The 16,085-nt window shown below is 38.8% G+C and carries 7 protein-coding genes; 6 read left to right on the top strand and 1 reads right to left on the bottom strand.

Annotated features, from left to right (window positions below; all coding sequences use genetic code 11):
- Positions 1 to 140 precede the first annotated feature (140 nt).
- The 5 genes from CTN07_RS05330 to CTN07_RS05310 all read left to right on the top strand — a co-directional run bounded on the left by CTN07_RS05330 (position 141) and on the right by CTN07_RS05310 (position 14,142).
- Positions 141 to 743 (top strand): hypothetical protein, encoded by a 603-nt coding sequence (locus CTN07_RS05330; protein ID WP_005304353.1) that lies wholly within the window; start codon positions 141 to 143, stop codon positions 741 to 743.
- 92 nt (positions 744 to 835) lie between these two features.
- Positions 836 to 4,099, top strand: coding sequence for a beta strand repeat-containing protein (locus CTN07_RS05325; RefSeq protein WP_036765454.1), 3,264 nt, complete (start codon positions 836 to 838; stop codon positions 4,097 to 4,099).
- Between the two features lie 139 nt (positions 4,100 to 4,238).
- The gene (locus CTN07_RS05320) at positions 4,239 to 10,829 is read left to right on the top strand and encodes a DUF11 domain-containing protein (RefSeq protein WP_005304359.1); all 6,591 of its coding nucleotides are present in this window, start codon (positions 4,239 to 4,241) and stop codon (positions 10,827 to 10,829) included.
- A gap of 17 nt (positions 10,830 to 10,846) precedes the next feature.
- A complete protein-coding gene (locus tag CTN07_RS05315) occupies positions 10,847 to 11,368 on the top strand; it encodes an OmpA family protein (protein WP_036765456.1) in 522 nt (173 codons plus the stop codon).
- A 17-nt stretch (positions 11,369 to 11,385) separates the two neighbouring features.
- Positions 11,386 to 14,142, top strand: a complete 2,757-nt coding sequence (locus tag CTN07_RS05310; RefSeq protein ID WP_005304363.1) for a hypothetical protein — start codon at positions 11,386 to 11,388, stop codon at positions 14,140 to 14,142.
- Positions 14,143 to 14,326: 184 nt separating this feature from the next.
- Here CTN07_RS05310 and CTN07_RS05305 read toward each other — a convergent pair whose 3' ends face one another.
- Positions 14,327 to 15,427 (bottom strand): SEL1-like repeat protein, encoded by a 1,101-nt coding sequence (locus CTN07_RS05305; RefSeq protein WP_005304365.1) that lies wholly within the window; start codon positions 15,425 to 15,427, stop codon positions 14,327 to 14,329.
- Between the two features lie 62 nt (positions 15,428 to 15,489).
- Between CTN07_RS05305 and CTN07_RS05300 the strand changes: the two genes are divergently transcribed.
- Positions 15,490 to 16,083 carry a hypothetical protein gene (locus tag CTN07_RS05300; RefSeq protein WP_005304369.1) on the top strand — a complete coding sequence of 198 codons (594 nt, stop codon included), beginning with the start codon at positions 15,490 to 15,492 and terminating at the stop codon, positions 16,081 to 16,083.
- The last annotated feature ends 2 nt before the right edge of the window (positions 16,084 to 16,085 follow it).

The following is a 16,085-nucleotide window of genomic DNA, read 5'->3' as shown; positions in this document are numbered from 1 at the left end:
GTTAAATCTTAAATCTAAGATGGTTATTAACAGTGTTTCTCATATTATTAAATAGATCGTAAGTGTACAAATAATATAAATCTCATACTGATATGCAATGCGATAATAAAAAATTGCAAATTGAATAAATTGAGGTGTCTATGGGGAGTTCTTTTGTTGAATATTTTAATGCTTTGAATTTACTTATTTTTATCGTGTTCAGTCTTGGCATGTTAATCGCATTTAGATTAGTGCTTTGTATAAATATGATGAGGTGTAATGTGAAAAGTTTACTATTTTTGTTCCTACTAAGTTTAACAACATCTTTCTCTGCATTCGCTGATGATAAAGAGCCACTGGTTAGTCAAATGGATGCTTATTTAATTGAGGTAAATAAAGATGGAGACGAAGTTTTAAAACCTGCGGATACAGTTTATCCCAAAGATAAGATCGAATATAAGCTAACTTACACTAATAATAGTAAGGGAGCGCTTGATGGATTAGTGATTACCGGTCCTATTCCACAAAATACAGTTTATGTTGGTGACACGGATAAAACGAAAGTGAAATCCAAGTTTGTTGTAAGTATTGATGGAGGAAAAACATTTGAACCAGAGCCGGTAAAACGAGAAGTAATGAAAGATGGAAAAAAGGTTGAAGTTATTATTCCACCTGAAAAATACACAGCTGTTCGTTGGATTCCTGAAGTTCCAATTAATTCTAAGGAAAAACAAATTTTCACCTATCGTATCGAAGTTAAATAAACGTTAGGAGAAAGCCATACCCATGCGTCAGAGCAAGGGATTAGCGACATCTAAATGAAATTAATCTTAAACCTTATAAAGGTAACCACTTTATGAATACGCATTTAAAACCTATATCAAAATGGGTTGCAGCGGGACTCATAACGGTAGGTGCGGGTACTTTATCTAGCCAAGCCCTTGCTGCTACTGCCGCTGGAACAGACATTAAAAACTTAGCAACAGTTACTTATGAAGACTCATCGGGCAACTCTTATCAAGCGACATCTAATGAGGCCGTTGTAACCGTAGCTCAAATTTATAGTGCAACTATAGAGCAGGATATCAATACAACGGGATCTCCTGGTCAGACAGTATATCTACCACACGTTCTTACTAATACAGGTAACGGTTCTGATACTTATACATTAACCTTTGCTCAGAACTTACCTGGTACAGATACTCGTGGTGCAGATACTATTGATGCTACAACCATTAAGCTTTTCAATGATGAAAATAATAATGGTCAGCCAGATGCTGGTGAAGCAGAGTTTAGCTCTGGCGATACAGTCACCTTGGCTGGTGGTGAGCAAATGAACTTGATTGTTGCCGCTGCCGTACCAACAACAGCAGTACCTGGCGATACTCTCGGTGTCACACTTGAAGCTGAAGCTAATAATGGTACAGGATCTGCGGTTGATGGTTCTGTGACCGATATTGGTGATAACAATGATAGTGCTGACGATACCAATGCAAGTTTAATTACAGTAACAAATGATGCTGTAATTAATATGACAAAATCAGCTACGCATCTGGAAAATATCGGAACAGAGAGTTCTTTAGGCATTGACCTTGATGGTGATGGTGCTACAGATCGAGCATTAAGCTTAATTCGTTATACAGTAACAGTTTCTAATACCGGTAATACTGATGCAAAAGATGTTGTTATCTTTGATGGTATACCTGATGGAACAGTATTTGTAACGGGCAGTACTGGTGCTGCATATGATGCAACCAGTAGTGGTTTATTGACTGTAAATGGCGATACCCCAATTGCTTATGCCGCAAATTTGGTGGATGAAGCCTCTCATGGTGTTGATTTGGATCAGGACAGTACAAACGATACTGCTGAAAGTCAAATTGATGGTGGCTTAGACCTTAATGGTAATGGTGTCACTACTGATACTACGGTGCCAGGTGTGTATGCAGTAGACGATCAACTCGCTTCTAATACTACTGTTTCAATGACATTCTACGTAGCTTATTCACCAGAAACAATGCAAGGTGATACTGAAATTGGTAACGTAGCATATTCATGTTCGGATCTTAATGGTGATGGTGATTATGTAGATGCTGGAGAGTGTAATGATCCAGATCCAACAACAGCAGGTCCTGATCCTTCAAACCCAACCACAACCACAACCACGACGACTACCGGTGTAGGTATCATTGATACTGGTACTGAAACGGGTACATCTGGTGGTGGTGACTCTGATGGTACTGACAACAATACCCAGACTGTTGATTCTGCAGCAGCAGGTAGTGATGTCTTCTTCTACAACAAGATTATCAACAACGGTAACACTGTTGATAGTTTCGATTTAACAACGGTCAATACAAGCTTCCCAGCGGGTACAACATTTGAGTATTGGAATGCAGATGGTAGCGCGCAGTTAGTTGATACTAACGGTAATGTTACTCCTGATACTGGACCAGTTAACCCATCTACATGTACAGATGCAGCAACAACAATTGATGGAATTACCGTTAACTGTAATGAAACGCTGTTCCGCGTAGTGGCTAAACTACCATCTGATGCAGCTGACTCAACAACACCGTTTGATGCTGTAACAACGGCTACTTCGTACAATGATGCAACGCAAAGTGATACTAAGACTGAACGCTTAGATAATATCACTGGACCAACTGTAGATATTGCGAATACGCCAATTACAGCGATTGATCCAGCAGTAGATGTTGATCCTGTTGATACTGGTGATGGCTTTACAAGTGCGGATGTTGCAACTGTATTTAATGATGAGCCTCTAGGTTCAACAGTTACAGCTCCTATCTATATTGCTAACGAAGGTGGTAGCTCTGATTCGTTCTTACTAGGTGCTGAAGGTAGCTATAACGGTGCAAGTTGGGAAACGGCTCTTCCAGCGGGTTGGACTGTTGTGTTTAAGCACAATGGTATTGATACAAATGCCGATGGTACAGTAGATATTGCAGCAACAGGTGCTGTTATCACATCAACACCAACAATCCCTGCAGGCGCTGTGCTATGGGTAACTGCAGAAATTACGATTCCATCTGATCCAACTCAAGCTTTAGCTGATAGTGATCAAGCATCTGCAATCGATGCGAATACTGATGGCGATCTGGATTACATCATCTCGCTAACTGTTCAATCAACTGCCTCTGGTGCAATTGATCGTAAGGTTGAAGCATTTGATGTTGCAACCAGTGCAAGTATCGATATTACACCTACTTCACTAAGTAATCAGATTGAACCAGGTGGTAGTGTGACTTATGAGCACACGCTAGGTAATACTGGTAATACAACTGAAACGGTAGATTTAAGCTCTGGTAATAACACTACTGGCTTTAATAACACAATTTCGATTGATACCAATGGTGATGGCACACCAGATACTGAAGTCGGTAACTTGTGTGATGCTCCTGTAACATCGCCAATTACTGTTCAACAAGCTGACGGTTCAACGGCTGATGTCGAGGTGACGTGTGATGCAACGGATGGTTCAGATACCGTTCCTTCATTAACACTAGAACCAGGTGAAACAATTCCAATGGAAGTGACAGTGTTTGCCCCAACGGATGCAACTTCTGGTACTAATAACATCACGACTATTACTGCAGTATCAACAACTGATCCAACAGTAACAGCGGAAGGTCAAGATAATTCTGAAGTGATTAAAGGTCAGGTTCGTCTTTATAAGTATGCTGATTTAGATACTGATTGTGATGGAGCAGCTGATACTGATAAAACTTTCTTGAAGCAGCATACAACCACTGTAGAGCCTGGACAGTGTATTGTATGGAAACTGATTGCTGTTAACGAAGGTACTTCAGATGCACTAAATACCGTAATTACTGACCAACTAACCGAGTACACTCAGTTTGAAGCTGGTGGTAGCTTAGTAAGTTGTCGTAATACAACGGATGCCGGTACTGTTGTTGCTCTAGCTGATGCGACTTACCCTCTACAATCGGATGATTTAGGTCCTCTATGTCTACCTGATGGTACAACTGGTGCTGATGTTACAGGTGCGGTAAGTGGTAATACTGTTACCTTCACTGTTGGAACGTTGGTTCCAGGTGATAAAGCTGTTGGCCACTTTGTTGTGAAAGTTGACTAAATAATAAACTTCAGTCCTCCCTACTTAGTAGGGAGGCTTATTGAACTTATTTATCCATATTATTAATTAAATTTACGTAAAAGTAAGTTCAATAAGCCTACATCCATATCTTTGAATTATTAGCCTGTGGAGAGTGCTTATGGCCCTCTTAAATGTAATAACTAAAATGAAGTACCTAGTTATTTTCATTTTACTGAGCGTGAGCTCAACTGCACTTGGATTAACTAGCGCTGGAACGAAAATATCGAACCAGGCCATCATGACTTATTTTGACTCTGGCTCTGGAGAAACTATTCGTGTTTTATCGAATATTTCCTATGTTAAAGTCGAAAACGTTTATGATGTAGAATTAACACCGGATACTGCTGGTGGTGCTGCAACTGAGAAAAACGTTGCACCAGGTTCTATTGTTAGTATTCCTCATACAGTAACAAATACAGGTAATATAAAAGATAGTTATATTATTACCGTAGACAATAAAGACGGCGATAATGGTAATTTAACATCACCAGACACAAATGAAATTAAAATATATTTTGATACTAATGGTAATGGTATTCATGATCCGGGTGAGCCTGAATTAAATAAGAATGATGCTGGTGATTATATTATTCCTCAACTAAAACCTGGTGAGTCTATTAATCTTGTCTATCAAGTTGAAATACCAACTACTGATAAAGATGATGACTTTTATGATTTAACAACAGCAGTAACATCACAAGCTAAGCCATCTGTTGTGAAAACCAGTGATACAAGGTTGACCGTATTTGATGGGCCAATTGTCAATCTTACCATTGAAAATTCTCCTGTTTGCCAACAAACAGTTACCTCATTTAATGAGATTGATTTTAGAGTAAATTATACTAGTATCGGCTTAACAAAACCGGAAGATTCAGCTCAACCATATAATATTTTTGTTAAATCTGAATCGTCTGGTGATATTGTACAAGTTAGCCATACAGGGGTTCTTATCTCTGTTAATTTACCTGCGAATATTACATTATTACAAGATAAAATTATTAATGGAAATCCAGCTAAAGATCATTCACCTATTACACTAGTCTCTCCAGAAAATAACTTTGATGGTGGAGTGGTATTAGTTGGTATCAATAATAACTTTTTATTTGAGCAAGCTGATCATGATTTAGATTGGTACGTATACAGTTCTTGGGATGGAACTGGGAATGTTGAAAAAGTTGGTTTTCTAGTTAAGTCTGATTATATGAAACCAAACAGTTCAGGTCACTTTACGTACTATACACAAGTAAATAATGTTAGAGGTCAGCAGCCATTTAAAATCTATAGTGAAGCGGAAGTTAATTTATCAAGTACTGATCAAAACATCTCAAGAAGTGGTGAGGTTTGTAATACTCTCATTGGTGAAGATGAAGCTAATTTAATTGATTTTGAATTATTAGATGATCAAGTTCTTACTCCTGATAGTGACTTTACCATTGAATATAGCAACCACGATCATTTTATTCCTACTAACTTTTACTATCATGCCGATACAACAGGATTTGATGAAAAATTTGATGGTATCCATGCACAAATTATTTTGCCTCAAGGTAATGAGCATGCATCAACCATTGATATTATTGGCCCCGCTTCTTCTAATTACCCTGTAACATTACGCTCTACTTATGGTGATTCATTCCACTGGGTCTTTGCAGAAACTGGCCCTAATACAGGTATTTTCCGAAGTGTTATTCCAGCGCATGCTGTAGCGCCGAAAGATAATTATACCCGAACTGGTACAAACCATTGTCTAGAAGATGTAGTAACACCATGGCGTACGGGTTCTGCAATCAGACCTGAGTTATTAGCAAATATTGATCAAACTATTAACTTTAGTGGCTTCAATTTAAATGGTTCAACGGCGTTTGATTGTGAAATTCAGTCTAACCCAGATGATGAATTAGTGATTGAGGTATTTGATCCTCGGAATGGTAATAAGATTATTCTGACCGATCTAGCTTACATTAGCCCTCAATTTGTTGTATTTGATGCAACAAACTTTAACGGTATTGAGAATGCAATTGTTAAGTTTTATCAAACCGAAAACAATGTAGCCCCTGCAGCTAAAATCAGAGTGCCGAATGTGGATGGGTTAACTCCTGTTGCAGAAGCGACCTCTGATGCAGAAGGCCGAGTCTTTTTCCCTAAATTAGCACCTATTGATGGCAACCAATACTATATCTCAGTCGTTCCACCTGAAACCCATGTATGGCCTTCATCTTATACGGTTCTAGATAACTTTAATCTTCATAATGTTGTTCCTGCATCGTATGGCCCATTTGGTAATCAGGATGTTGAAAACTCAGGTCTATTTCCTATTGCGGTAAGGGATCGGGTTAATACCTTTGATATTCCTATAGATCCTAAGAATTTGGACCGTCGTTTAACCATACAGAAGGATGCAGATAAAGACAGTGCAGAGATAGGTAGTTTTGTTAAGTACACCATTACTATTAAAAATAACTTACCAGACAGTCAGTTGTTTAATGCACAAGTTTACGATTCGATGCCTTATGGTTTTAAGTATATGGAAGGCAGTACTCGTCTAAATGACCAGCCATATCAGGATCCTATTCGTATTGATACTTACACTTATCGTTTCGATATTGGTACATTAAATGGTAGCTCTCAGCCTCCAGAAAATGGTACCTATAAGCTGACTTACGTTCTTCAACTGACAGCCGGTGCCGTAGATTCTGATGGTATTAACTCTGTTTATGCCGATGCTGCAACATTTGGTGGAAGTAGTGGCTCCCGAATTACTTCAAATGTTGACAAATATCAGGTGAAAGTTACTCAAACAGGAGTCATGTCTGATCGAGGTATCATTTTCGGTAAGGTATTCATTGATGCTCAGTGTAATGACATTATGAAAAACCAGATGTGGCCAATTGGCGGCGTGAAGCTTTACTTAGAAACCGGCGACTATGTTATTACTGATGAGAACGGTCAATACTCAATGTTTGGTATTAAGCCGGGTAATCATGTCATTAAAGTCGATAAGCAGACACTTCCTGTTGGTATTGAACTGCAACCGATAGATACACGAAATGCAGGAAAAGGTGACTCCCGATTTGTGGATATGCGCCGAGGTGAGATGCATCGAGCTGATTTTGTTGCGCCATGTCCAACAGAAAATCAAGAAGCCATTTATCAAGAACTATTAGAGCGTAATACCAATATTAACGGTGAATGGTTATTTAAAACGGCAGAGAGCTTTAAAGGACTTCAATACGATGCTAAGCCTAAAGCCCTCAAGTCTGAAGAGTTGCAATCAGGAGTAATTAGTGGTCCATCAACATCATCAACCAATAAAGTAGAAAAAGCATCAAGTTCATCTTCTGCTCTGAGTGTTTTTAAAGGCTTTGCTTTAGAATCTCGAAAAGGCAGTAAGAAGGATTTAGAAAGTATTATTTCTATCTATCCGAAAGAAGTTCAGGATGAGGCTTATGTTTATCCAGGCGCTGAGAATCAATCATCCATTCGTTTTGGTTTTAGTGACTCTCAAGATAAATTGAAAGCTCTTAGAACAGCGCTATCACACTATAAAATTGAAACCACTATTGTTCCAACGGCTTACAGTAGTATTCCGCAAGAAGCTAAATTCCGTATCGATAATGTACTGCAAGAAGCCATTCCTTTACCTGAAAAAGAAGCGAAAAATATCACACGTGCTGAAGCAGAAAAAGGAACTTGGTACTGGCCAACAAATGAGTATAGCTATGACGGACGCTTTATTGCTGTAATTCGAGGCGATGTTGAACCAACGTTATACGTTAATGGCCAAGCGATTAGTGTGGATCAGTTAGGTGAGCGCATTATTAATAAACGTGAAAATGCGCAAATTGTTGGTTGGTATGGTGTTCCTCTTGAAGACGGCGAGAATGTCGTTGAAATTAAAACAGTTGATCCATTCGGTAATGAGCGTTTAGTCCTTGGTAAGAATTTCTCTCACCCTAAATCGGCAAAACGTATCAGTGTCGTTGCTGATGGTGATGTACTGCGTGCAGACGGTGGACGTTCTGTCATTCCCGTTATTATTAAACTCTATGATGAAAACAATAACCTTGCTCGTGGTACTTACTTTGTCACGTTAAATACTGATCATGGTGATTCATGGCTAGATCCAGATATTCAGGAAAATGAAACAGGTCACCAAGTTCGTGTAATTAATGGTGAGAAAACAGTTTATCTACGTAGTACTGAAAATACAGGGCAGATAAATGTACAAGCCTCGGTTGAAGATTTTTCTGACAGTATCAAGGTGTACCAAGTAGCAGCTAAAAGACCACTATTTGTTTCGGGTATTTTAAATTATACCGGTCGATATGGTCGCTTTAGTGGAGAAGAGCCGCCAGCTCAAGCCGACGGTTATGAAGATAAAAATTACAGTCATGATGAAAGAGCTGCAGCCTTTATGAAAGGTAATATAAAAGGCGGTATGCATTTAACATTAAGTTATGACAGTAATAAATCAGATGAAGACTTCTATCGTGAAATCTCACCAGATAGCTATTACCCAATGCCAGGTGATGCCAGCATCAAAGGATATGATGCTCGTAGTACAAGCAAGCTTTATGTAAAACTTGAAAAAGAACGTCACTTTGCAATGTGGGGTGATTATAACACCGCAGATGGTGCTGATGAGTCAGATATTGGTCGCACCAGCCAAGTTTTAAACGGCTTTAATAGTATGTATAACGATGGTCGAGTGATGGCTCAGTTATACGGTGCTCGCCCAGAAGATTTACATAAAGTGGTTGAGTTTAGTGGTAACGGCACCGCTATGTTCTACAGCATTGGTGATACACGTATCGTCCGTCATTCTGATACGGTTAATTTGGTCACCTATGACAGAGATAATCAGGGACTGGTATTAAGACAACAACCATTAACTCGTTATATTGATTACACCATTGATTATTTCACAGGAGATATGCGCTTTAATCGAGTAGTTCCAACCTATGATCCTGATTTAAATCCGATTAAAGTTCGTGTTTCTTATGATGTAGAAGGCGATGGTGATGCTTATACCGTAGCAGGAGCAAGACTCTCTTATTTATTCACCCCATATTTACTTGCTGGTGCGAGCTACGAATATAACGATAATGATGTTGAAGGTTATAACATAGGCAGTGTTTGGGTTAACTATGATTTTGATAGTAAAACGCAAATAACCGCAGCCGTGGCTCATATGTCTCATGAAGGTAGTGAGAGTGCTAATAATCTGACTTCTTCAACTGGGACCGATAGTAAACTTAAAGATGGCATGGCTTATAAACTCCGAATTAAGCGTGATTGGAGTGCACAAGCGGTAACTGAATTAGAGTATGTTTATGCCGAGGAAGGGTATACCAATACCACTGGTGGGGTAACGCCTGCTCGCCAAGAGTTTCGTTTACGCCATCGTCAGAAGTTAACTGGCTTGATGAATTTAAATATCGAAGCTAATCACTCAGAATCTCTTATTCATACCGAGAAGCAACAATCGATTGGGGCCACTGTTGATACGAAGATCCTTGGCTCTCAATGGACAACGCGTTTAGGTTCTCGTTACATCAAAAATGAAACCGAAACAGATTCAGAAGAGTACACCACTGCAATTGTGGGTGTCGGTCGTACCTTCAGCGTATGGGGGCGTCCAGGTCGCTTTGATACTGAATATGAGCAAAGCTTTGGTCATGATAGTAAGCGTCGTTTCAATATTAAAGCTGATTTAAAAGTTCACAAACAAGCCAGTATTTACACTCAATATGAATACATTGATTCACTCAGCGGTATTACTAACTTAGGTAGCGGTACAACCAGTCTGTTTACTGCTGGTATTGATGTTGACTGGTTACATGGTGGTAGTACGTTCAGTGAGTTTAGACAGCGTGGCGCTTCTGATGGACGTAGTTTAGAACTTGCAAATGGTTATCGCGGCCGCTTTGAAATGGTGTCAGGAATCAGTATTGACCCATCTATTGAATATGTAGAAGTACTTGAAGGTGATGGTACCTCTGGGTTAGCACTATCGCTTGGTTTAGCGGATATCCGAAATCCTAATTACAAAACAACAGGTCGTATTGAGTACCGCCATGGTGATTCAGAAGATTACTACGGTATTTTAGGTGCTTGGGTTACACGTCTAAGTCAGGATTGGAGCGGGTTAGTTCGTGAAGAATATCGTTATATCGATAAAGATGGTGCTCAAAATACATGGAGTAATCACTTCAGTTTAGGCTTTGCATATCGTCCAAGATTGACCAATCGTTATCACATGCTAGGAGCATACGAATGGAAGACGGAACGTAATGATGCAACGCGTAATGCTCATATTTTATCAACCCACCAAAATTACCAATTATCTCCTCAATGGACAATCTCTGGTCGAGTAGGTCTAAAGTGGGAAGATTTTACCGAGTATGAGCAAGACTATGATTCGGTAGCAACAATTATTGATGGTCGTGTTATCTACTACATCAACCGTCGTTGGGACTTAGATCTTCATGCGGGGATGTTAGGAACAGACTGGTTTGATAGTCGTCGTTACTCTTTTGGCGCAGGAGTAAACTATCTTGTGATGGAAAATCTACGCGCAGGTATTGGTTATAACGTGATTGGTTTTGATGATGATGACCTCGACCCACAAGGTTATAACTTACAAGGCTTTTACTTCGACATTATGTTTAAGCTTGATGAAGACTTGTTTGGTTGGTTAAGCGAATAGTGGTGAGGAAAATAATCATGAAACTTCTATCTACATCTGTATTTCTAGTCAGCATCGGGTTAGCTGGTTGTGTCTCAAATGAAGCAATTTATGCTGATTATGGTGAGCTTGCCTGCGGTGGTTCCACAACAGTGATTGAAGGACATTTTTGGCCATCAGTTGTCAATTTTGGATTTGATAAAAAGCAATTAGATTTACAACAACAGAATGCTATCAAACAAGCGGCACAATTATTGAAAGCTAATCCTAATCTAAACGTTGCAGTTATTGGTTCAGCCGATTCAGCGGGTAAAGATAGCTATAATGATATGCTAGCCAAAGAGCGAGCAGATGTTGTTGCCAATTATTTACAACAGCACGGCATTTTACCTCACCGAATTGTCACATTGGGAACCGGATCTCGAGAACCTTTTGTCGTCACTAACAACGAAGCTGAAAATCGGGTCAATCGTAGAACACAGCTGATTTTGTTAGGCGCTGATTATAATCCAGTTAGCATGCAATACAGTCCAGCTGCTAGTCATTCTAGTGCGCAATAGTGCAAGGGGAGCTTCATATGAATGTCTTCAAGGGTATCGCCAAAGTGGGTATAACCGCTGTTGCCAGTATCAGTTTTGCTGCAATGGCTTTAACTGAATCAGGTACAGTGATTAAAAACCAAGCAGGTGCTACTTATCGAGATAGTGCCAATATCTTACGTAGTACAACATCCAATTTGGTTGAAACCCTTGTTCAACCTGTTGCAGCTTTAACGTTGATCAATGATCAATCGAAATTAGGGGCACCAGGTAGAACTGTGACATTTAACCACGTGCTAACCAACACAGGTAATAGCACCGATTCTTTTGCCCTAGATATGGTTCTTCCTGCCTCTGTCATTAGTTCTGCGACCATCTATCCAGATACAAATAATGATGGGGTAGCAGACCCTGGTTCAACCCCCATTGCTTCAGGAGATGTGGTTGGACCGCTTGCACCAGGTGAGAGTTTTGAATTTGTTATCGTAGCGGATATTGATCCTGCTGCAACAATAAACTCATCTAATGCTTTAACGATTACAGCAACCAGTCAGGCTGTTGTTGTTGATGGTGTTGCTGTGGCCAATGGTGGGGTTAGTGCTCAAACCAATACTGATACGGTAACAGCGACCAATCTTCCGATTGTTGAGATAACTAAAGCCCTTAGCTCAAGTGAAGGAGCATCACCAAGCGGACCTTATACCGTAACCTTTACCTACACCAATGTGGGTTTGACCGATATGGATCCGTTACAAACGAATGGGGTTATCTTAAATGATGTTCTGCCTGAGGGGATGCGTTTCAATGGTGCAGTCTCTTGGAGTATATCTGGCACGACCATTACGGCCTCAGGAACAACAACAGGGGGGAGTGAGACATCAGGAGATCAAGATCTGGCTTTTACAACCTGTATTGCTCCAGATGCATCATGTCCAAATAATGATGAAATTCAGTTTGTGATGGATGGTTTAGCGTCAGATGAATCGGCAACAATAAGTTTTGAAGTTAATATTGATTCGGGATTATCAGCAACAACGTTATATAACCAAGGTACTTACGGTTTTGATGAAGACAACAGTGGTACTGTGGATGTCGGTGAACAAGACAGTACGAATACAAACCGAGTGCCTTTTTTGATTACTTCTAATTATGCGGTTATTGCCAATAATGGTGGTTGCGATGTAGGAACCGACAATAATTGTGATGGCTCTGATGATACTAATCACGAGATAGTTGATATTGCTTCTGCGTCACAAGGGGCACGAGTTAGCTTTACCAACTACATATGGAATACGGGTAATGATGAAGATATCTTTAATATTTCCATAGAGTCATCAACATTCCCAAGTGGAACGAGTTTCTTTTTATATAAGAGTGATGGAGTTACACCTTTAATTGATACAGATAATGATAGCAATCCTGATACGGGGGTTATCCCAGCGGCTGGTGAAACGTGTCCTTCTTATTTAGTAACCGATGGAAATCTATGTGGTTATAAAGTTGTTTTAGTTGCTACATTACCAGCCTCTGCGTTGGGTGGACCATATCAAATTACCAAACGAGCAACGTCATCAAGTGATACATCGAAAACTAATACGGTTATTGATCGATTAGGAACAATTACGGCTAGCACAGTTGATTTAACGAATAATTTTAGAGCAGAAACCAGCTTAACGGTTGAGGATAGCTGTGATGCTGCTGATGATAACTGTGGTATTGGTGCCGGACCTGAAGCAACGCCAGTAACTACAAATACCACAGCTCCTGGAACAACAACTCGTTTTACTCTTTATGTCACCAATACATCGGGAGCCGCCGACAGTTATGAGCTGCAGTATAGTAGTACTAATTTTGCAGAAAATACGATGCCCGCAGATTGGAGTGTTGTATTTAAGAATGCCGCAGGAGAGGTTATTACGAATATACCAGTACTTGGGCCTGATGATGCGATGCTCGTCTATGCAGATGTAACAGTACCAGAGAATGCAACAACAGCAACTCAAGATGTGTACTTTAAGGTTGTATCACCAACGACAGGTGCATCTGATATTAAACGTGACGCGGTGACAATAGACAATAGTTCTCAGTGTTTAGCATTTGGCCCACCTAACGCAAATGGTGTTACCTATGCTGGTGGTAGTATTGTCTATAAACATATCTTAAATAACACCAGTAATGATGCTTATACCAATATCGCTTTAACCGTAACTAACTCTGATTCAGATTTCTCTGCTGTAATTTATGAAGATACCAATGGCGATGACGTACTTACTGGTGCTGATAATTCCATTACTTCGATTGCTTCTTTAGCGGGAGGGGCTCAGAAAGTTCTGTTTGTTAAAGTACTTGCTCCTGCCAATGCATCTCAAGGTCAAGATAATATTACAACAGTAGAAACAACCGTTGCTTGTGGTACGTTACAGATTATTGATACTACCACTATTGCTAATACCAATATGAAAGTGACAAAAGAACAAACACCAGATTTAGATTGTAATGGTACATCAGATACGGGTAATTTCGTCACTACAAATTTTGCCGTCGCTCCTGGAGAGTGCATTATCTATCGTTTGACTACTGAGAATATTGCGATTGAAGATGCGCATAATGTGACGTTAACAGATGCAACTCCTGCTTACACAACATTTAATGTCACAGGAGGTATCCCAAGTATTACAGAGGGGACTATTAATACTGTTATTAATGGAACAACAGGGTCAATTATCGGTACCGTAGGAACGGTAGCTCCTGGTGAATCCGAGACCTTGATATTTGGTATTCGCATTGATAATTAGAGTTTCGTTAAATCTTTGACGGGAACAGCTTGCTTAGTTGATATGCTAAGCAAGTTTTTTTTGCTCGGGTGGTAGACAAAATAAAAAGACTTTTCAATTTAGGGTGAAAAGTCTTTTTATTTTTGGGGTATTGATTTAAGCCAGTTTAAGATTGAGTGCAGATGATTTTTCTGTAGCAAGGTAACTATTTTAATAACTCAATAGCTCGTTGGTTACCATATTGAGCAGATTGCTTTAACCAAAATTCAGCATCACTCATTGATACAGAAACACCATCTCCATTAGCGTACATACTGGCTAAATTATACATGGCCCGATTATTTCCTTTTTCAGCAGATTTCTTATACCAATAAATTGCTTTTTCGTAGTTTTGTTTCACTATATTTCCTTGGTCATATAATTTTGCAATTTCAAAACTGGCGAACTTATTTCCATATTTATCGGCATGGATCAGCTTTTCAATCGACGCATTATAATCATTGTCAATAAATTCAGGGTTTTCTAGTGTTAGCATCGCTAAGTCATACAAAGCATTGGGGTCATTGTCTTGTACGGCTTGCTTTAAATAAAAAAAACTCTTTTTTGGATCTTTTAATTGTCCGTGTTTGCCGTGAGCGTAGATTTTTCCGAGAGCATGACTGGCATAAATATTTTTCTCTGTCGATGATTGCGTTAATAATTCAATAGCTTTATCAATATTTTGATTTTGCTCTAACAAAGAGATACCTAATAAATATTTTGATGATGGAGAATCGATTGATTTCTTTGTACTGAGAATGTTAATAGTCTTTTGATAGTCTTTATCAATAAAGTGTAAATAGGCTAGAGCGTATGTTGACTGTTCATGATTGTCTTTTATATTTGTTTGTAATAGCTCTTTTGCTTCTTTATGATTTGTCTCTCCACCTCTGCCATCTATTAACATGAGAGCATAATAATATCTCGCAAGTGTATTATTTTTTTGAGACGACTTGCTGTAATATGATCTTGCAAGGGCTAAATTTTTACTAATGATATCACCTTCTTCGTAAAGAGATGCAAGATAAAGCATCGCCTCTGAATTCTCATTAGCCATATAGGCTAATTTCTCTAACTGTTTTTTTAATTCCGTATCTGAAGTTTTCTCATCTTCAATTGTTGAAATTATCTGGTCTAATTCCGTGAGTTTATCGATATTTTGCTGAATATTAGTAATAGTGTTATCTGTTGTATTTTGCATCTCATTATTAGAATCTAAAGTGCAACCTGATAATATGACTAAACTACTCAATAATAATTTTTTCATAATTGATTTCTCGCTTCCTTGTACTATTTTTAATTTTAGAACATAGAGAAAAGGTATGCCTTATGTATCGTATTATTATTTCAAGTTTGTTTGCTGTGTTTTTAGTTGCTTGTGCCCAAAGTACATTAACCTCAGCATGGGTTGATCGTACTTACACGAAAACACCAATAAAGAGTATGTTAGTGATTGCTATGTCTGATAATCTTCGAGTGAGGCGTATTTTCGAAGATGGTATGGTACAAAAGCTAAAAGCTCAAGGTGTTAATGCAATAGCAAGTTCTCAGGTCTATCCTGATAAATTGCCGTCAAAAGAGATTATTGGTAATTATGTTAAGAAAAATAATATTCAAACTGTTTTTGTCGGACAATTGATTAATATTGAAGATAAAAATATTCGTTATCCAGGAAATGGATTCTCAAATTCAGTTACATTTACTAATTACTACAGTTCATCATACAGTTACATTTATGATGATAGCTATACAGTATCTTATGAGTTTGTAAATATTGAGTTTACCTTGTTTGATACCGCATCACATAAGCCTATTTGGTCAACATCATCTGAATCTGTAGATCCAACGAATATTAATAATATTAGTGATGAGTTAGCTGGAATTCTTGTTTCAAATATGAAAGACAGTCGTCTTATAAATTAAGA

The organism is Photobacterium damselae, assembly GCF_003026815.1.
Taxonomy (GTDB): domain Bacteria; phylum Pseudomonadota; class Gammaproteobacteria; order Enterobacterales; family Vibrionaceae; genus Photobacterium; species Photobacterium damselae.
Note: the sequence above shows the minus strand (reverse complement) of the source record. Positions and strands in the feature narration are given on the sequence as shown.

Bases quoted from the DNA above. Each gene is read 5' to 3' on its own strand.
- CTN07_RS05330 (WP_005304353.1), top strand. From the start codon at position 141: ATGGGGAGTTCTTTTGTTGAATATTTTAATGCTTTGAATTTACTTATT.
- CTN07_RS05305 (WP_005304365.1), bottom strand. From the start codon at position 15,427: ATGAAAAAATTATTATTGAGTAGTTTAGTCATATTATCAGGTTGCACT.
- CTN07_RS05310 (WP_005304363.1), top strand. From the start codon at position 11,386: ATGAATGTCTTCAAGGGTATCGCCAAAGTGGGTATAACCGCTGTTGCC.
- CTN07_RS05320 (WP_005304359.1), top strand. From the start codon at position 4,239: ATGGCCCTCTTAAATGTAATAACTAAAATGAAGTACCTAGTTATTTTC.
- CTN07_RS05315 (WP_036765456.1), top strand. From the start codon at position 10,847: ATGAAACTTCTATCTACATCTGTATTTCTAGTCAGCATCGGGTTAGCT.
- CTN07_RS05325 (WP_036765454.1), top strand. From the start codon at position 836: ATGAATACGCATTTAAAACCTATATCAAAATGGGTTGCAGCGGGACTC.
- CTN07_RS05300 (WP_005304369.1), top strand. From the start codon at position 15,490: ATGTATCGTATTATTATTTCAAGTTTGTTTGCTGTGTTTTTAGTTGCT.